This window comes from Mycobacterium sp. Dal123C01 (assembly GCF_052566995.1).
Window position 1 is genome coordinate 1384939 of record NZ_CP199580.1, and the last position, 17433, is coordinate 1402371.

At 66.5% G+C, this 17433-nt stretch carries 20 protein-coding genes; 13 read left to right on the forward strand and 7 right to left on the reverse strand.

Features of this window, described 5'->3' with window-relative positions:
* Positions 1–57: 57 nt before the first annotated feature.
* Together pheA and ACTXG5_RS06585 are read left to right on the forward strand one after the other, a co-directional pair.
* Complete coding sequence (gene pheA, locus ACTXG5_RS06580; RefSeq protein ID WP_445162917.1) at positions 58–1020, forward strand: prephenate dehydratase; 963 nt, start codon at positions 58–60, stop codon at positions 1018–1020.
* Entirely contained in the window at positions 1017–1712 is a 696-nt protein-coding gene (locus ACTXG5_RS06585; protein ID WP_445162918.1) for a histidine phosphatase family protein, read from the forward strand. Before pheA ends, ACTXG5_RS06585 begins: the two co-directional genes overlap by 4 nt.
* On the opposite strand, the gene ACTXG5_RS06590 is transcribed toward ACTXG5_RS06585, so the two are convergent.
* From ACTXG5_RS06590 to ACTXG5_RS06600, 3 genes are all read right to left on the reverse strand, one after another.
* On the reverse strand, positions 1713–1904 hold the full coding sequence (locus ACTXG5_RS06590) for a hypothetical protein (RefSeq protein ID WP_445162919.1): 192 nt from the start codon (positions 1902–1904) through the stop codon (positions 1713–1715). It lies immediately after the preceding gene.
* Positions 1905–1967: 63 nt separating this feature from the next.
* Positions 1968–2318, reverse strand: a complete 351-nt coding sequence (locus ACTXG5_RS06595) for a metallopeptidase family protein (protein ID WP_445162920.1) — start codon at positions 2316–2318, stop codon at positions 1968–1970.
* 5 nt (positions 2319–2323) lie between these two features.
* A complete protein-coding gene (locus ACTXG5_RS06600; RefSeq protein ID WP_445164289.1) occupies positions 2324–3694 on the reverse strand; it encodes a septum formation family protein in 1371 nt (456 codons plus the stop codon).
* Positions 3695–3804: 110 nt separating this feature from the next.
* Here ACTXG5_RS06600 and serS point away from each other — a divergent pair, with 110 nt between their 5' ends.
* Complete coding sequence (gene serS / locus ACTXG5_RS06605; protein WP_445162921.1) at positions 3805–5076, forward strand: serine--tRNA ligase; 1272 nt, start codon at positions 3805–3807, stop codon at positions 5074–5076.
* On the forward strand, positions 5073–6284 hold the full coding sequence (purT, locus tag ACTXG5_RS06610; RefSeq protein ID WP_445162922.1) for a formate-dependent phosphoribosylglycinamide formyltransferase: 1212 nt from the start codon (positions 5073–5075) through the stop codon (positions 6282–6284). Before serS ends, purT begins: the two co-directional genes overlap by 4 nt.
* Positions 6285–6324: 40 nt before the next feature.
* Here the strand turns inward: purT and ACTXG5_RS06615 are convergent, their stop codons facing one another.
* The gene (locus tag ACTXG5_RS06615) at positions 6325–6804 is read right to left on the reverse strand and encodes a DUF2834 domain-containing protein (protein WP_445162923.1); all 480 of its coding nucleotides are present in this window, start codon (positions 6802–6804) and stop codon (positions 6325–6327) included.
* Positions 6805–6873: 69 nt separating this feature from the next.
* Here ACTXG5_RS06615 and ACTXG5_RS06620 point away from each other — a divergent pair, with 69 nt between their 5' ends.
* Together ACTXG5_RS06620 and ACTXG5_RS06625 are read left to right on the forward strand one after the other, a co-directional pair.
* Positions 6874–7518 (forward strand): TetR/AcrR family transcriptional regulator, encoded by a 645-nt coding sequence (locus tag ACTXG5_RS06620; protein WP_445162924.1) that lies wholly within the window; start codon positions 6874–6876, stop codon positions 7516–7518.
* Positions 7519–7567: 49 nt separating this feature from the next.
* Positions 7568–9124, forward strand: a complete 1557-nt coding sequence (locus tag ACTXG5_RS06625) for a phytoene desaturase family protein (RefSeq protein ID WP_445162925.1) — start codon at positions 7568–7570, stop codon at positions 9122–9124.
* Here ACTXG5_RS06625 and ACTXG5_RS06630 read toward each other — a convergent pair.
* From ACTXG5_RS06630 to ACTXG5_RS06640, 3 genes are read right to left on the reverse strand one after another with little or no spacing between them, the layout of a single operon-like run.
* The gene (locus tag ACTXG5_RS06630) at positions 9121–9453 is read right to left on the reverse strand and encodes a hypothetical protein (protein WP_445162926.1); all 333 of its coding nucleotides are present in this window, start codon (positions 9451–9453) and stop codon (positions 9121–9123) included. The two genes, ACTXG5_RS06625 and ACTXG5_RS06630, sit on opposite strands and share 4 nt — an antisense overlap.
* Positions 9450–11000, reverse strand: coding sequence for a Rieske 2Fe-2S domain-containing protein (locus tag ACTXG5_RS06635; RefSeq protein WP_445162927.1), 1551 nt, complete (start codon positions 10998–11000; stop codon positions 9450–9452). The genes ACTXG5_RS06630 and ACTXG5_RS06635 overlap by 4 nt, the downstream gene beginning before the upstream one ends.
* A 37-nt stretch (positions 11001–11037) precedes the next feature.
* Positions 11038–11781 (reverse strand): phosphotransferase, encoded by a 744-nt coding sequence (locus tag ACTXG5_RS06640; RefSeq protein WP_445162928.1) that lies wholly within the window; start codon positions 11779–11781, stop codon positions 11038–11040.
* 59 nt (positions 11782–11840) lie between these two features.
* Here ACTXG5_RS06640 and ACTXG5_RS06645 point away from each other — a divergent pair, with 59 nt between their 5' ends.
* From ACTXG5_RS06645 to ACTXG5_RS06675, 7 genes are all read left to right on the forward strand, one after another.
* Positions 11841–12608: a lysophospholipid acyltransferase family protein gene (locus ACTXG5_RS06645; protein WP_445162929.1), complete on the forward strand. Its 768-nt coding sequence runs from the start codon at positions 11841–11843 to the stop codon at positions 12606–12608.
* 6 nt (positions 12609–12614) lie between these two features.
* A complete protein-coding gene (locus tag ACTXG5_RS06650) occupies positions 12615–13370 on the forward strand; it encodes a lysophospholipid acyltransferase family protein (RefSeq protein ID WP_445162930.1) in 756 nt (251 codons plus the stop codon).
* A 14-nt stretch (positions 13371–13384) separates the two neighbouring features.
* Positions 13385–14170: a lysophospholipid acyltransferase family protein gene (locus ACTXG5_RS06655; protein ID WP_445162931.1), complete on the forward strand. Its 786-nt coding sequence runs from the start codon at positions 13385–13387 to the stop codon at positions 14168–14170.
* Positions 14167–14982, forward strand: coding sequence for an HAD family hydrolase (locus ACTXG5_RS06660; RefSeq protein WP_445162932.1), 816 nt, complete (start codon positions 14167–14169; stop codon positions 14980–14982). The genes ACTXG5_RS06655 and ACTXG5_RS06660 overlap by 4 nt, the downstream gene beginning before the upstream one ends.
* A gap of 156 nt (positions 14983–15138) precedes the next feature.
* On the forward strand, positions 15139–15762 hold the full coding sequence (locus ACTXG5_RS06665; protein ID WP_445162933.1) for a hypothetical protein: 624 nt from the start codon (positions 15139–15141) through the stop codon (positions 15760–15762).
* Positions 15759–16925 carry a glutathionylspermidine synthase family protein gene (locus tag ACTXG5_RS06670; RefSeq protein WP_445162934.1) on the forward strand — a complete coding sequence of 389 codons (1167 nt, stop codon included), beginning with the start codon at positions 15759–15761 and terminating at the stop codon, positions 16923–16925. Before ACTXG5_RS06665 ends, ACTXG5_RS06670 begins: the two co-directional genes overlap by 4 nt.
* A 32-nt stretch (positions 16926–16957) precedes the next feature.
* Positions 16958–17428 (forward strand): DUF350 domain-containing protein, encoded by a 471-nt coding sequence (locus ACTXG5_RS06675; RefSeq protein ID WP_445162935.1) that lies wholly within the window; start codon positions 16958–16960, stop codon positions 17426–17428.
* Positions 17429–17433 lie beyond the last annotated feature (5 nt).

A 17433-nucleotide genomic window follows, 5' to 3' on the forward strand; every position in this document is an offset into this window, starting at 1 on the left:
TAGATCGTAAGTCGAAGCAAGGCCTGTTTTCGGAACGACGCCACTAGGGTTGTGGGCGTGGTCGGCATCACTTACCTCGGTCCCGAAGGGACCTTCACCGAGGCGGCGCTTCTGCAGATGACCGACGCCGGCCTGATCCCCGACCAACATCTGGGGCCGGTGCACCGGTTACCGATCGACAGCACTCCCGCGGCGCTGGAGGCGGTCCGTAATCGCGAGACCGATTACGCGTGCGTGCCGATCGAAAACTCGATCGATGGCTCGGTGACGCCCACGTTGGACACCTTGGCGATCGGATCGCCGTTGCAGATTTTCGCCGAGACGACGCTGAACGTGGCGTTCAGCATCGTCGTCAAACCAGGTCGCAGCGCTGGCGACGTTCATACGCTGGCGGCCTTTCCCGTGGCCGCGGCCCAGGTGCGGCAATGGCTGGCCGCTCATCTACCCGGCACCGAACTACGGCCGGCGTACTCGAACGCCGACGCCGCACGGCAGGTGGCCGTGGGCGAGGCCGACGCCGCGGTGACCTCGCCGCTGGCCGCCGCCCATTGGGAGCTGGCGGCCCTGGCCGAAGGCGTGGTCGACGAACTCAACGCCCGCACCCGCTTCGTCCTGGTCGGCTTGCCGGGGCCGCCACCGGTTCGCACCGGAGCCGATCGCACGTCGGTGGTGTTGCGCATCGAGAACGCACCGGGTGCGCTGCTCGCCGCGCTGGGCGAATTCGGGATCCGCGACATCGACCTCACCCGAATCGAATCTCGGCCGACCCGAACCGAACTCGGCACCTACCTCTTCTTCGCCGACTGCGCCGGCCACATCGACGACGACGCCGTCTCCGAGGCACTCAAGGCGCTGCATCGTCGTTGTGTGGATGTGCGCTATTTAGGTTCCTGGCCGACGGGCCCGGCGGCAGGGATAGGACCACCACCACCGGACGAGGCGTCGCGCTGGCTGGCGCGGCTGCGCGAGGGCAAACCTGAGCAGGCCGAGAGTTCCGGGGTGGGGGGATTGGAACGGTGAGTGGTCGTTTGGTGCTGCTGAGACACGGCCAGTCTTTCGGCAACGTCGAGCGCCGGCTGGACACTCGGCCGCCCGGGGCGGAGCTGACGCCGACCGGACGCGACCAGGCCAGGGCGTTCGCTGTTGATGCCGGACGGCCGGCGCTGCTGGCGCATTCGGTGGCCACCCGGGCGTCGCAGACGGCCGCGGTGATCGGCGCGGAGGTCGACGTGGCTCCGCAGGAAGTCGCCGGCATCCACGAGGTCCAGGTCGGGCAGTTGGAGAACCGCAACGACGACGAGGCGGTCGCGGAATTCAATGCCATCTACGGCCGATGGCAGCACGGCGAACTCGACCTGCCGTTGCCCGGCGGCGAGACCGCCAACGAGGTGTTGGACCGTTACGTCCCGGTGCTCAGCGACTTGCGGATGCGCTACCTGGACGACCGCGACTGGAACGGTGACATCGTCGTCGTCAGCCATGGCGCGGCGATCCGGCTCGTTTCCGCGGTGCTGGCCGGCGTGGATGCCGACTTCGCGCTGGACAACCACCTGGGCAATGCCGAGTCGGTGGTGTTGGCCCCGATCACCGACGGGCGGTGGAGCTGTGTGCGGTGGGGAACTCTGACGCCGCCGTTCTACCCCGAACCCAGTGAAGCCGCGGTCACCCCGGTCGCCGACGCGGTTTGGTCGAGCACCGATCCGATGGGCTGATCAGACCGCCAGCGCCACCAATTCCGTGCAGGTGCAGCCGACGGCATCGCAGTCGATGACGAAGGTGTGCGCGAACAGCTCCGGACTGACACAGTCCGTCTCGGTGCATTCCGAACGGCGCAGAGAGTGTCGAATGATGGTGCCGTGGCAGTGCTCCACGCCCGTCCGGCAGTCGCGGCAATCAGCGCTCATAAGCCGTTCCTAGCACCAGGGGATGACAAATCGGCGCTGCCGCGCCCGGATGTCCGCGGATTATCAGCCCCAGCCCAGTTCTTCCAATCGGTCGTCGTCGATGCCGAAGTGGTGGGCGATTTCGTGGATCACCGTGATCGCCACCTCCTCGACGACGTCGCCGTCGGATGCACAGATCTCCAGCAGCGCCTCGCGATAGATCGTGATGGCGTCCGGCAGCGACCCGCCGTAGTCGGAGTCGCGTTCGGTCAACGTCACGCCTTCGTACAGTCCCAGCAGCTCGGGGTCGTCGGGGTGGCGGTCTTCAACGAGGATGACGACGTTGTCCATGGCGGCCGCCAGCTGGGCAGGGATCAAGTCGAGTGCGTCGGAGACCAGTTCGTCGAACCGCTGCGGATCCATCCGCACGGCCACCCGGCCTAACCTCCTGGCGCCGGCTCGGCTGGCGGAGGCGGTGGTGCCCCGGGCGCGGGTTCGGCCGGTGCGGGTGCGTCCAGCGGCGGGCCGGACCCCGGCGGCAGTCCGCCGTCTTGCGGCGGGACCTGCTGTGGCGCCTGCGTCGCCGGAGCCTGCGAGGCGGGTGCCCGGGGCGGCGTCACCACCGGCTGTTGTTGTGGCAGGTGCTGATTGCCCTGCGGCATCTCCGGCGGAGCGCTGGACTGCGCGGGCGGGGCGCTCGGCACCTGAACCGGGATCGCCGGCATCGTGAGCCGCTCCTCGGGAATGTCGGGAGGGGCCACCGGGGCTTGACCGTTGATCAGCAGCTGACCCTTGGCGCTATTGACCATGGTGGCCCAGCCCCCGTTACCCAGCGTGGCGCCGATGCTGCAGGCGACCTCCCGGCTACCCGCCGACCAACTGGGCAGCGACACGGTGGGGTAGATCAGCGTCAGCGTGGTGGTGCGCAATTTGACGGGCGCGAGGTAGGCGTCGGTCATCTTGGTGCAGGCGTCCTTGATGTAGCCGTCCTGCTCGGGTTCGGCAGGCAGTGCACCCGGGAATTTCTCGGCCAGGTTGACCGTGCCGGTGACCTCCATCGCGTGCGGGGCCTTGCAGTCGGTCGGAACGTCGATGGGCTGGTTGGCAGCCGGGTCGATGCCCAAGCAGGTGCCGGCGGGCCAGACCTTGGACTGGTCGACGTCGGCGATCTTGCCCTTGAAGGCGGCCTGTTCGTTGTTCAAACCGGGCATCTGCAGCCCGCACAACATGCGTCGCTCGCCGGACTGGCGCCACGCCCGGTCACCCGCCCACAACAGGCTGACGCTGAACTTGCTGTTCGGGTCGTACTTGGGGCCGAGGTACCGGCCCACCGCGGCCTCGCATTGCTCCTGGCTGATCTGCTGAATGCGGGCCGGCGACGGCGGGGCGGCATTGGGCCCGTACTCCGAGCCGGGGAATGTCCGCATATCGATCGACTCGGCGACCTCGAACTTGTGGTCGTCTGTGCACTTGACGATGCTCGCGGACTCCGGCGTGACGTCCGGCCACATCAGGCAATCACCGCTTTTGGCGCGGTTGAACGCGGCGTCGCTCTTAGCTCCGGTGCTGGGCACGGGATTGCTGTTGAGGTAGCCCGCAAGCCGGCCCTGGCCGGGACCGCCGACCGGGAGGGCGGTGACCAATCCGGCTATCAACAGCCCGCCGAGCGCGAAGAGGAGCAAGGCCCGCCGGGTCGCCGTTGCTTGCAGGGAGCGCGGCAACTGGAAAGTCGCCAGCGGCTGCTCCGCCTCAGTGGCGGGCGGGCTGGGTGCGGCGACTTCCGTCTCGAGCGTGTCCGACATCCCTTCCATTCTGACAGGGCCCATGCGCTGACGTGACAAAAGTTACAGATGTGAGTCCTGGGAGTAGCTGTAGTGGATGCTCCGCGCGGCGACGCCGAGCCGAAAGTAATCTTCAGGCCGTGATCGACCTCAAGCTGCTCCGGGAAGACCCCGACGTTGTCCGCCGTTCCCAACTCAGCCGCGGCGAAGACCCGGCGCTGGTGGATGCCCTGCTGACGGCCGACGCCGGCCGCCGGGGCGCCATCTCGACCGCCGATACGCTGCGCGCCGAACAGAAATCCGCCAGCAAGAGCGTGGGCGCCGCGTCGCCCGAGGAGCGCCCGGCCTTGTTGGCGCGCGCGAAGGAGCTTGCCGAGCAGGTGAAGGCCGCCGAAACCGCCCAGGCCGATGCGGAGACGGCGTTCACGGCGGCCCACATGGCGATCTCCAACGTCGTCATCGACGGGGTTCCCGCCGGCGGGGAGGAGGCCTTCGCCGTCCTCGACGTCGTCGGCGAGCCCCCGGCGATCGAAAACCCGAAGGATCACTTGGAACTGGGTGAGGCGCTGGGTCTGATCGACATGGCGCGCGGCGCCAAGGTGTCCGGCTCGCGGTTCTACTTCCTGACCGGGCACGGCGCGCTGTTACAGCTCGGTCTGCTGCAGCTGGCGCTGCGCCTGGCCGTCGAGAACGGCTTCATCCCGATGATCCCGCCGGTGCTGGTGCGTCCGGAGGTGATGGCCGGCACCGGATTCCTGGGCGCCCACGCCGACGAGATCTACCGGGTCGAGGCCGACGACCTGTACCTGGTCGGCACCTCGGAGGTGCCGTTGGCCGGCTACCACTCCGCCGAGATCGTGGACCTGTCCGGCGGGCCGCTGCGGTACGCGGGCTGGTCGTCGTGTTTCCGCCGCGAGGCCGGCAGCTACGGCAAGGACACCCGCGGCATCATCCGGGTGCACCAGTTCGACAAGGTCGAGGGGTTCGTCTACTGCACGCCCTCAGAAGCCGAGGCCGAACACCAGCGGCTGCTGGGCTGGCAGCGCGAGATGCTGGCCCTTATCGAGGTGCCGTATCGGGTAATCGACGTGGCCGCAGGCGATCTGGGCTCGTCGGCTGCCCGCAAGTTCGACTGCGAGGCATGGGTTCCGACGCAGCAGACCTACCGTGAGCTGACGTCGACGTCGAACTGCACCACGTTCCAGGCGCGCCGGCTGGCCACTCGCTACCGGGACGGCCGGGATCCCAAAGGCAAGCCGCAGACCGCCGCCACTCTCAACGGGACGCTGGGCACCACCCGCTGGCTCGTCGCGATCCTGGAGAACCACCAGCAGCCCGACGGCAGTGTGCGGGTGCCCGCCGCCCTGGTTCCGTTCGTCGGCACTGAGGTGCTGGAACCGGTCCGCCGATGACCACCATGGGAACCCCACTGTCGCCGAATGCGACCAGGGTCATGCTGCTCGGCTCCGGCGAACTTGGCCGCGAGGTGTTGATCGCGCTGCAACGCCTCGGCGTGGAGACCATCGCCGTCGACCGCTACGAAAACGCGCCGGGCCAGCAGGTCGCCCACCACGCACGGACCATCACGATGTCGGATCCGGACCAGCTCAAGGCCCTGATCGAGGCCGAAAGGCCTGATCTGGTCGTACCGGAGATCGAGGCCATCGCCACCGGGGCGCTCGAGGAACTGGAAGCGGCCGGCGTCGTGCGGGTGATCCCCACCGCCCTCGCGGCGCGCCTGACGATGGACCGGGAAGGAATCCGCCGGCTGGCCGCCGAAACCCTTGGCCTGCCCACCAGCCCGTACCAGTTCTGCGACTCGCTGGCCGAATTGCAGGCGGCCGCGGACGCCATCGGCTACCCCTGCGTCGTCAAACCGGTGGTGAGCAGCTCGGGTAAGGGCCAGAGCAAGCTCGACGGACCCGACGAGGTCGCGGCGGCCTGGGCCTACGCGATGGCCGGCGGTCGAGTCAGCAACGGCCGGGTCATCGTCGAGGGTTTTATCGACTTCGATTACGAGATCACACTTTTGACTGTCCGGGCGTGCGATGGCGCCGGTGAGGTGGGCACTCAATTCTGCGCACCGATCGGCCACAAGCAGGTCAGCGGCGACTACGTCGAGAGTTGGCAACCGCACCCGATGTCGGCCGCCGCGCTCGACAACGCGCAGCGAATCGCCCGCATCGTCACGGAAAGGCTTGGGGGGCAGGGAATTTTCGGGGTCGAGCTGTTCGTCAAGGCCGACCACGTTTGGTTCAGCGAGGTCAGCCCGCGCCCGCACGACACCGGCATGGTTACGATGATCACCCAGTGGCAGAACGAATTTGAGCTGCATGCCCGCGCCATTCTCGGGCTTCCGGTCGACACCACGTGCAAGACGCCGGGCGCCAGCGCAGTGATCTACGGCGGTGTTGACGCCGAGGGTGTGGTCTTCGACGGCGTGGACGAAGCGCTTCGGGTACCGCGCACGGAGCTGCGCCTGTTCGGAAAGCCGGAAAGCTTCGTCAAACGGCGCATGGGTGTCGCACTGGCCTACGACGAAAACCTGGACACCGCGCGGCGCAACGCGGTCGAGGCGGCCAGTCGGGTCAGGCCGCGCGAAAGCTCACGCGGTCACTGAGATCGGCCAGCCCGCTTACACGCCGGCCGGTGCTCAAGCCTTAGGCGGTGACTGCCTGGCGGGACTGCTCGTGTCGGCGCTGCCGTTCCATCGTCGCGAAGTAGAAGGCAAACGGGAACGCGAAGCTGGTGAAGAAGCTGGACAGGAAGAACAGCCAGGGGCGTCGGATCCCGCGCCGCAGGCCGTCGACGATGGTGAACACCGGCATCAGAATGACATTGGCGATCATGTAATCCTGATTGCCTGAACCTGCGGCCGGGTTGGCGAACTGCTCCCGCAGGAAGGTCGGATAGCTGGCCGGCCCGGATATCAGATTGCCCTGCCCGTGTGCAGCCATCACGAAGTGGATGTTGAACCAATAACCCAGGGCGATCGACGCTATGCCGGCGGCGTAGTACACACATTCCAGCGGCGAAAGCCATGGTCCGCCCTGGGGTTTGGCGTAGATCTTCGGGTTGGATGCGATGATCCCGGCGATGCAGGCAAGCCCGAGCGCGAAGTGAATGATGATGGAGGCCATGGGCGCAGTCTCACCCCCGCCCGAAAGTTTTGTCAATATTGACACAAGAATTCTTGGTACCTTACTGCAATGGTCAGGCCCGCTCAGACGGCGCGCAGCGAGCGCACACGGGAAGCGTTGCGCCAGGCGGCGGTGGTGAGATTCCTGGCCCAGGGCGTGGAAGACACGTCCGCCGAGCAGATTGCCGCCGATGCCGGGGTGTCGCTACGGACGTTCTATCGCCATTTCACTTCCAAGCACGACTTGCTGTTCGCGGACTACACCGGGCTGCATTGGTTTCGTGCGGCCCTGGATGCCAGGCCGGCCGACGAATCGATCATCGATTCGGTGCAGGCGGCCATTTTCTCGTTCCCGTATGACGTCGACGCCGTGGCGAAGATCGCCGCGCTGCGACAAGACGAGCTGGACCCCGGTCGCATCGTCCGCCACATTCGCGAGGTGCAGGCGGACTTCGCCGATGCCATTGGAGCGCAATGGGAACGGCGTGGTCGCGGGGCCAACGGAACCGCGGGGACGGTCGACGACCTGGTGCGTACCGCGGTGACCGCGCGCTGCATTGCCGCCGCGGTATTCGGTGCGATGGAGGTCTGGATGGAGAGCGACGACCGGTCCCTGGGCGAGCTCGCCCGGCTGTGCCACGCGGCGCTGGAAACGCTGCGGGCGGGGATCACCGACTCCTGGATCACTGCCGTCGCTCGGCCAGTTTCGTCATAATTGACAAAACTTTGCGACCGTGCGAGCCTCCTTTCCGAAGGGCAGGGACATGACTGGTTACGACGCGATAGTTATCGGTGCAGGGCATAACGGGCTGACCGCGGCGGTGCTGCTGCAGAAGGCCGGACTGCGGACGCTGTGCCTGGATCCCAAGCTCTATGCCGGCGGCATGGCCTCCACCGTGGAGCTCTTCGACGGCTACCAGTTCGAGATCGCCGGTTCGGTGCAATTCCCGACGGCGTCCGAGGTGGTCAACGAGCTGGGCCTGGACACCATGCCGACGATCGACTTGGACGTGATGTCGGTGGCAGTGCGCGGCGTCGGTGATGATCCCCTGATTCAATACAGCGACCCCATCAAGCTGTTCACCCACCTCAACGAGGTGCACGGGGCCGACGCCGTCAACGGAATGGCCGGGCTGATGGCGTGGAGCATGGCGCCGACCCGGGCGCTGGGCCGGTTCGAAGCCGGCATGCCGCCCAAGAGCATCGACGAGATGTATGCCTGTGCCACAAACGAATTCGAACGCTCAGCGATCGATGACATGTTGTTCGGATCGGTCACCGACGTATTGGACCGTTACCTGCCCGACCGCGAGAAGCATGGCGCCCTGCGCGGCTCGATGACCGTGCTGGCCGTCAACACGCTCTACCGCGGGCCGTCCACCCCGGGTAGCGCGGCGGCGCTCGCCTTCGGACTCGGCGTTCCCGACGGCGACACCATGCAGATGAAGAAACTGCGCGGTGGCATCGGCGCGCTCACCTCGCATCTGTGCGAGGTGCTGAAGAGCAACGGCGGCGAAGTTCGGTTGCGTACCAAGGTGACCGAGATTCTCGTCGCCGACGGACAGGTGACCGGGGTGCGCACCGAGGCGGGCGAGACGTTGAGCGCCCTGATCGTCGTTTCCGGCATCGCGCCGGACGTCACCCTCAACGAGATGATCGATCCCGCCGCGCTGCCCGCCGATATCCGGGAACGCTATGCGCGCATCGATCACCGCGGCAGCTATTTGCAGATGCACTTCGCACTGGAGGAGGCCCCGGCCTTCGCCGCGCCCTACGAGGCCCTCAACGACCCGGCGATGCAGGCGTCGATAGGCCTGTTCTGCACGCCGGAGGAAGTCCAGCAGCAGTGGGAGGACGCTCGGCGCGGGATCGTTCCGGCCGACCCGACGATGGTGTTGCAGATTCCCTCGCAGAACGATCCGGACCTGGCGCCGCCGGGAAAGCACGCGGCGTCGGCATTCGCGTTGTGGTTCCCGATCGAGGGCGATGTGGATTACGGGCAGGCGAAGGTCGAAATGGGACAGCGGGTGATCGACAAGGTCACCCGGCTCGCACCGAATTTCGAGCGCAGCATCATCCGGCACACCACCTTCACGCCCAAGCACATGGGGGTGATGTTCGGCGCCCCTGGAGGGGACTACTGCCACGGCCTCTTGAATGCGAATCAGGTCGGCCCGAACCGGCCTGGGCCGAAAGGTTATCTCGGACAACCGATCCCGATCAAGGGGCTCTACCTGGGTAGTGCGGGCTGTCACGGCGGACCCGGAATCACCTTCACCCCGGGCTACAACGCCGCTCGCGCGGCCCTGGCCGACCGCTAGCCGAACCGAGCCAGCAGCTCGTCCAGCAGGGCGAGGAACTCGTCCGGGCGCGCGGGAGTGAACGCGGGGCTCGGCCGGGTTCCCGGAATGTCCAGGGTGATCAGCGTCGACTTGAGTGGCCGCTGTACGTCCAGCGGCAGCCAATGACGTGGGTCGGTGCCGCCCCAGAAGGTGAACCGCGCTGTAAACCAGCCCAACGACTGGGCCTTGTACCCGCGGACCATGCTCAGCGCGATGATCTTCGACGTACCGGACGGAAAATGGTAGCGGCGCAACGTGATCGCCGTCCGATCCAGCTGCACCAGGCCGTCGTCGTAGGTGTCGCTCATGCGCGGCGGCTCCGCAGCTGGTGACCGCGGGTGGTCAGGCAGCGACCATCTTGCAGTCGCCATTGCCAGCCATGCAGATTGCAGGTCAACGTGTCGCCTTCTGCCACACCAAATTTCGAAAGGTCGGCTTTGAGGTGGGGGCAACGTCGCTGAATCTCCCAGCCGTTCACTGTGATCGACGCGGAGTCATCGTGGGTCTCGGCGAACCAACCGTCGGCATAGGCGATCCGTTCGTCGGTCAGACACTTGAAGAATGTGTACAGGTATTCGTTGTAGCCGCCGACCCGCCATGCCTGGAAACGAGTGGACAAGAAGATGGTGTTGACCCAGTCCGGCTCGCCGTCGCGCAACACGGTGCGAACCAGCGCGGGCTCGATGGCGAAGCCGTAGCGAACCTTTTCGTGGGGAATGCGTTCGCGCACGGTCCGTTTCGGGAAGTCCAGAACCACGGTCTCGGGACCGATCACCAGCTCGACGGGGTAGCCGATGCCGTCGCAGATCTCGTCGCTTTGCAGCATGATCGGCTCGAACAGTGCGCGCAGCGGTTCCAGCAGCGGCTCGCCGGCGGCGGGGGCCCAGCCCGCTCGCTCCGCGGCCAGGACCGGCGCCATCCGGTCGGCGTACTCGGCGATATAGGCCGACTTGCCGGTGGTGAAGATGGCCTCCACCTCGCCGAGGGGCAGCGGATGCTGTACCGAATTCAAAGACTTGCCAGTGAAATCCGCGACCGACCCGGGAATCATCAGCAGGCCGCGATCGTGCCCGTGGCTGCGCATCTGGTCCAGGAAGACCATCTGGTCGGGAAAGATGTTGGCCGGATCGCCGTGGTCGTCGTTGAGGTGGCGCAGCTCGGGGTCCAAAAAGCACGGCGGTCCCGCGGACGGCACCACCCAGGTCGCGTCCACCTGGGCGATGTACTGACGAGCGCGATCCATTTGGCGCTGCCGTTTCTGGGTGCCGAACGACTCCTTGGCACGGGCCGGCATGTCGTAGACCATCGGGTACCAGATCGCGCCGGAGTACTGCAGCAGGTGCACATCGATGTGCCCGAACTCGCAAGTCAGCATGTCCAAATCGACCGGCCGAGCGTCGTTCATGTTGAAAACCGTTGTCGCGCCGTCGGAGACGACCAGGGCCGAATCGCCGATCGGGCCGTCGGCGGGTGCGCGCAGCGCGATGACCATCAGGTCGAGGTCGCCCTTGGGCCCGCTGACTCGGTGTTTCACCGAGTCGCTGGTCTCGAAGAACTGGTGAAAACCTAAATCCTGCAGTTCATTTCGAAGATCGAGCACAGGGAAGTCGGGCAGCAGCACCACCGCGTCCTTGTTGACGTGATCGCGCAGATGCTGTGCGTCGAAGTGGTCCTTGTGCAGGTGCGAGACATACAGGTAGTCGCAGTCGCCGAGCGCGTCCCAGTCCAGGGCGGTGTTGTCCGGGAACGGGAACCATGACGCGAAGTAGGCCGGATTCACCCAGGGATCGCACAGAATGCTGCCGGCCTGGGTTTGGATCAGAAATCCAGCGTGGCCTACGCTCGTGACCTGCACAAATGCCTTTCAAGGGGTTCTCGGAATCGTTTCGAGTTTAGCGTGAGGTGCCATCGGAGGCCTGCCACAGCCGCCGGTAGTAGTCGATACGCGCCGGGTCTGGTTCGACGCCGTAGGCGGCGAAGAACTCCGCCTCCCATCCCCGGCCGGGATAGTTCCAGCCCAACGACAGCGTCGCGATGGCGAGATCGGCCCATCGGTCGGCCACACCGAGTTCGCCGAAGTCGACGTGCCCGCAACAACGGCCCTCGTCGTCGATCAGCGTGTTGGGTGCACACGCGTCGCCGTGACAGACCACCAGCCGATCGACCGGCGGCGGCTGGCCCAGGCGCGCACGGGCGGCCGGCGTCAGCGCGGCCAGCCGGCTCGCCGCCGACCACTCGAAAGGGCATGTGCGCTCCGGCAATCGGTCGTGCAGTGCGCGCAGCCCCGCACCGATCGCTCGCACCGCCACGTCCGGGGCCGCCAGCCAGCGTGGGTGCACGGCGGACAGGCCCGGCAGCCCGCGGGTGTGCAGCCAGGCGCTGTCTGCGTCGACCCCGAATCCCAGCACTTGCGGCACCGCCACGTACCGAGCCGCCCAGCGCAGCCGCCGCGCTTCGGCGGCGAAGTCGGTGCCGCGCGCGTTGGTCACCTTGACGAAGTCGCGACCGGAGCCGCCCGTGCCCAGCCGGAAGGTCACGCCGCCCTCCTCGTTGACCCAGACCGCGCGCACGGGCCTGCCATCGGCGAACCGGCGAACCACCGCGGGCACCGGCGGGTGCGACGAGGGGAAGGTCACAGGTGCCTCTTTTCACCACTTCAGGCGGCTCACAGACGGGAGCACTAGGCTGGCAAGCTGTGGAACCGGTATACGGCACTGCGATCCTGCTTGCTCGCTCGATCTGGCGCATGCAGGGCCTGAAGATCACCGTCTCGGGTGTCGAGCATCTGCCGGCCAGTGGCGGTGCGGTCATCGCGATCAACCACACCGGCTACCTCGACTTCACCTTCGCCGGTTTGCCCGCCTACAAGCAGGGGCTGGGTCGCAAGGTGCGATTCATGGCCAAGCAAGAGGTGTTCGACGGCAAGATCACCGGGCCGATCATGCGCAGCCTGCGGCACATCGCGGTGGATAGACAAGACGGGGGCGCCTCCTACGAAGCGGCCGTCAGGAACCTCAAGGACGGTGAGCTGGTCGGCGTCTACCCCGAAGCCACCATCAGCCGCAGCTTCGAAATCAAGGAATGCAAGAGCGGTGCCGCACGGATGGCGGTGGAGGCCGGAGTGCCGATCATCCCGCACATCGTCTGGGGTGCGCAGCGCATCTGGACCAAGGATCACCCGAAGAAGCTCGCTCGCCCGAAGGTGCCGATCACGGTGCTGGTCGGCGAGCCGATCGAACCGACACTGGGCGTGCCGGAATTGCGCGGACTGCTGCACTCCCGGATGCAGCATTTGCTGGAACGGGCGCAGGAGCAGTACGGACCCCACCCGGCCGGTGAGTTCTGGGTGCCGCATCGGCTGGGCGGCGGTGCCCCGTCATTGGCTGACGCCGCGCGCCTAGACGCCGAGGAGCTGGCCGCTCGGGCCGCTCGGCGGGCTCAAGCCGCGGGGGCGCCGGAGTAGCTGCCGATGGTGGAGCCGACCTATCGCACTTTGGAGATCCTGGCCCAGCTGGCCCTTCTGGCGACGGGCACCCGGATCACCTACGGCGGGATCGAGAACATCCCCGAGCGCGGGGGTGTGGTGGTCGCGATCAATCACACCAGCTATGTCGACTGGCTACCGGCCGCGTTGGCGACGCGTCGCCGCGGCCGCCGGCTGCGATTCATGATCAAGGCCGAGATGCAACGGGTGAAGGTGGTCAACATCCTGATCAAGCGGACTGGCATCATTCCGGTGGACCGCGGCGCCGGGGCGGGTGCCTACGCGGTGGCCGTGCGGCGGCTCCGCGAAGGGGAACTGGTCGGGGTGTATCCGGAGGCCACCATCAGCCGCAGCTTCGAGCTCAAGGAGTTCAAGACGGGTGCCGCGCGCATGGCCGGCGAAGCGGATGTCCCGATCGTCCCGCTCATCGTCTGGGGTGCGCAGCGGGTCTGGACCAAGGACCATCCACGAAAGATCGGCCGTCACAAGGTGCCGGTCACCGTACAGGTCGGCCCGCCGTTGCATGCCGACGACGACATCGCGCGGACCGACGTCGCGCTGCGCGAGTCGATGACCAAGCTGCTGTACGAGGCGCAGCAGCAGTACCCGCACCCGGCCGGGCAGTATTGGGTGCCGAACCGGCTGGGCGGAAGTGCGCCGACAATGGCTGAGGCGGCACAGATCGAGGCTGACGAGGCCGCCGCGAGGGCCGCGAACCGTCCCCCGCGCCAGCAGCGTTAGGCGAAGGAGAAGACATGGCAGAGCCGTTCTACCGGTTCGGGGAATTGATCGTCCCTTCGCTCGTCGCGATGAACGGGACCAAGTTCACCTTCCGCGGACTCGAGAACATTCCGCAGCGGGGTGGCGCGCTGCTCGCGCAGAACCACACCAGCTACCTGGACTGGCTGCCGCCGCTGCTCGCCGCGCGGGAACGGGGCCGGCGCATGTACTTCATGATCAAGGCCGAAATGGCGGACGTGAAGGCCGTCGATTACGTGATCAAGCACGCCAGGCTCATTCCGGTGGACCGCAGAAGTGGGCACGACGCCTTCGCGTTGGCCGTGCAGCGGATGCGTGCCGGTGAGTTGATCGGGATGCACCCCGAGGCCACCATCAGCCGCAGTTTCGAACTCCGGGAATTCAAGACCGGGGCAGCGCGGATGGCGTTGGAGGCACAGGTACCGATCATCCCGGTAATCGTCTGGGGTGCCCACCGGATATGGCCCAAAGATCACCCAAAGAAGTTGTTCCGCAACAAGGTTCCGATCACCGTGGCCGCTGGACGGCCGATTCCGCCGCATGGTGACGTCGAACAACTCAACGTCGCGCTACGCCAAGCCATGAACGGCCTGCTCTACCAGGTGCAGGAGGAGTATCCGCACCCCGAGGGCGAGTACTGGGTGCCGCGCCGGCTGGGTGGCAGCGCGCCGAATCGGGAAGACTCCCAGGCGATCCGGCTGGCCGAACTGCAACAGCGGATTGCCAAATACGGCACCGACGGAGTGACCCGGCCGGGCGACCCGCAAAGCGGACGGCATTGACGAAGCCGGCGCTGATCGCGTGCGATGTCGACGGCACCTTGTTCGACGAGAACGAAACCATCACTCCGCGTACTCGTAACGCGGTGCGCGCCGCCGTCGCCGCGGGCGCCAAATTCGTTGTGGCAACGGGCCGCCCGCCCCGCTGGATACGTCCGATCGTGGACGAGCTGGGGTTCGCGCCGATGGCGGTGTGCGCCAACGGCGCCGTCATCTACGACCCCGCCAGCGACCGGGTCGTGTCGGCGCGCACTCTGCCCGTCGACGCCCTGGCCGAACTGGCCGAGCTCGCGGTCCGCGTCATCCCGGGTGCCGGCCTGGCGGTCGAGCGCATCGGCCGAAGCGCCCACGACACGGCGACTCCGCAGTTCGTCAGCTCGCCGGGCTATGAGCACGCGTGGCTGAACCCGGACAACACCGAGGTATCCATCGAAGACCTGCTCAGCGCGCCGGCGATCAAACTGTTGATCCGCCAGGCCGGTGCCCGCAGCGCCGATATGGCCGCCGAACTGGCCAAGCACGTCGGCGTCCAGGGCGACATCACCTACTCCACCAACAACGGGCTGGTGGAGATCGTGCCGCTGGGAATCAGCAAGGCCACCGGCATCGAAGAGATCGCCAAGCCGCTGGAGATCGTCAGCGCCCAGGTACTGGCGTTCGGGGACATGCCCAACGACCTGCCGATGCTGCGGTGGGCCGGTCACGGCGTGGCGATGGGCAATGCCCATCCCGACGTCCTCGCCGTCGCCGACGAGGTCACCGCCACCAACAGCGACGACGGGGTGGGACGCGTGCTGGAGCGTTGGTGGGGCTAGCGGACTGAGCCGGAGCTGTCCTCTGCCGCAGCCGTAGCAAATGTGGCAGACTGCCCGCGTGCCCGCCTTCCGGCTCGTCGCCCCTCGTCACGTGTTCGGTTGCCTGAACAACGTGGGCGCCGCGTGCGGCAATGTGTCCGGGTCCAAGGACCGGTAGTGGCGTCGGAAGAAGAGCCACCGAAGGGTGGCGAGCCCGCGGACGACAAGTCCGAGCCGGAGACGCCCAGCGAGGCCGAGCAACCCGAGGACGGCGAGGACGAATACTCGGCCGGCGGCAGCATCGAATTTCAGGATGCTGCGACGACGAAGCCGCGGCCGCCCACCCCCGCCGAATTGCGGGCGCGGGACAAGTACGCCAAAAAGCAGAAGGAGCTCGAAGAGGCGCGCCTGGAAGCCGAGGCCAAGCGGCGCCACCAGCGCCGTGTGTTGATGGGCGCCGCGGCCGCCGTCGGTGTGGTGGGCGTCGTGGCCGCCCTCGGCTATTGGGCATTGTCGACACCGAACGTCACCGCCCAATGCGTCCAGGAAGATCCGAGCGGACAGCCGGTGATCGTGCCGGACGGCTACTGCACGGGTCACACCGAGGGGCTCAACGGGTTCTACTACTTCGGCGGGCACCAATACCACTACTACTACGGCAGTTCGGGGTCGGTGGGCTCGCGCCCGAGCGGCGGGACGACGTCCGCGCCCAAGGGCGCAAACATCACCACCAAGTCCGGAACCAGCATTTCGCGAGGCGGTCTGGGCGGCTCATCCAGCGGCAAGGGCAGCGGCTCGTGAAACGGGCCAGGCACCAGCCGCGGCCGAAGTGGCAATCGATCGTGGAATCGCAAGGCCTGGTGTATGGCGCGCCGGCGCGCGACGCGAGGGGCCGGGACCGGCCGTACTGGGACGAATCAGTCCACTACGAGTTCGACATGGACGAGATCCTGGCGCTGGAAGCCGACGTCGAACTGCTGCATTCGATGTGCCTGAACGCCGTCGAGCAGGTGGTCCTGATGGAGCGCTTCGCGGATTTCGGTCTCCCGGAATGGAGTTGGCAACCGATCGCCGAATCGTGGCGCCGCTCCGACCCACATGTGTACGGGCGCTTCGACTTACGTTACGACGGGCGCCGCCCGGCGGTGCTGCTCGAGTACAACGCCGATACCCCGACGACGCTGCTCGAAGCCGCGATCCTGCAGTGGTATTGGCTCAAGGACGTTTTTCCCGGCGACGACCAGTGGAACTCGTTGCATGAACAGCTGGTCGACCGGTGGAAGCAGCTGCGGGATCTGCTGCCCAGCGACGAGTTGCACTTGAGCTGGTCGGGTGTGGAAGCCACCGGTGAAGACCAGATCACCACCACCTACATGCAGGAAACCGCGGCGGAGGCGGGTTTTCAGACCGTCGGGCTGACGATCGAGGACCTCGGCTGGGACTCCGCACTGGAGCGCTTCTGCGATTTGGAAGAGTCGCAGATTCACGCGGTCTTCAAGCTCTACCCGTGGGAATGGGTGCTCGACGACGAGTTCGGCAAAAACGTGGTGTCCAGCCTGCCGCAAACGGCGTGGATCGAACCGCTGTGGAAGACGTTGTTGTCCAACAAGGCGATCCTGGCCATCTTGTGGGAGATGTATCCGGGTCACCCAAATCTGTTGCCCGCCTATCTCAATGATCCGCACGAGCTGACCGAGTACGTCCGTAAACCCAAGCTCGGCCGGGAAGGGGCGAACATCACCGTGGTCGGTGCCGGCATGGAGACCGCCACCGGCGGGGTCTACGGCGAAGAGGGCTACGTCTATCAGCTGCTGGATCCGCTGCCGGAATTCGACGACATGCGACCAGCGTTGGGTGCCTGGATCGTCGGCGATTCGGCGGCCGGACTCGGCATCCGCGAGACCGCGGGACTGATCACCGACGACGGCGCAGCCTTTGTCCCACACCGGATTCCCCAAAAGTGAACTTCTGAGCAAGTGAACGGAGTTGATCATCGATGACAACAACCATCGTGGCGCTGAATTCAGGCTATTGGGATGCCGGCTATTGGGCGGTGCTCGGTCGCGGCGCGGGTGCCATTGTCCTGTACGCGGTCGTCGGCCTGGTGCTGATGCTGGTCGGGTTCTACGCCATCGACCTGACCACACCGGGGCCGCTGCGCCAGATGGTCGACGAGGGTAAGCCGAACGCGATCATCGTGTCCGCCGCCGGCATGGTGAGCATGGCGTTCATCGTGGTGCTGGCGATCTACTCGTCGTCCGGAAAGCTGGCCGAAGGGCTGATGGGGTCCGCGGTCTTCGGGCTGGTGGGAATCATCGCCCAGGTGGTGATGATGCGGATCGCGACCATGGTGATCGGCATCGACATGGACCGGCTGTTCAACGCCGACGAATTCAAACACGAGGCATTGATGGTGGCCGCCGCGCAGGTTGCGCTCGGCATCGTGGTGGCGGTCGCGATTCTCTGACGCAG

Excerpts from the sequence above, each read along its gene's own strand:
- ACTXG5_RS06590 (WP_445162919.1), bottom strand. The coding sequence starts at position 1,904 with ATGAGCGCTGATTGCCGCGACTGCCGGACGGGCGTGGAGCACTGCCAC.
- ACTXG5_RS06600 (WP_445164289.1), bottom strand. The coding sequence starts at position 3,694 with ATGGAAGGGATGTCGGACACGCTCGAGACGGAAGTCGCCGCACCCAGC.
- purT (WP_445162922.1), top strand. The coding sequence starts at position 5,073 with ATGACCACCATGGGAACCCCACTGTCGCCGAATGCGACCAGGGTCATG.
- ACTXG5_RS06615 (WP_445162923.1), bottom strand. The coding sequence starts at position 6,804 with ATGGCCTCCATCATCATTCACTTCGCGCTCGGGCTTGCCTGCATCGCC.
- ACTXG5_RS06620 (WP_445162924.1), top strand. The coding sequence starts at position 6,874 with ATGGTCAGGCCCGCTCAGACGGCGCGCAGCGAGCGCACACGGGAAGCG.
- ACTXG5_RS06625 (WP_445162925.1), top strand. The coding sequence starts at position 7,568 with ATGACTGGTTACGACGCGATAGTTATCGGTGCAGGGCATAACGGGCTG.
- ACTXG5_RS06630 (WP_445162926.1), bottom strand. The coding sequence starts at position 9,453 with ATGAGCGACACCTACGACGACGGCCTGGTGCAGCTGGATCGGACGGCG.
- ACTXG5_RS06650 (WP_445162930.1), top strand. The coding sequence starts at position 12,615 with ATGGTGGAGCCGACCTATCGCACTTTGGAGATCCTGGCCCAGCTGGCC.
- ACTXG5_RS06655 (WP_445162931.1), top strand. The coding sequence starts at position 13,385 with ATGGCAGAGCCGTTCTACCGGTTCGGGGAATTGATCGTCCCTTCGCTC.
- ACTXG5_RS06675 (WP_445162935.1), top strand. The coding sequence starts at position 16,958 with ATGACAACAACCATCGTGGCGCTGAATTCAGGCTATTGGGATGCCGGC.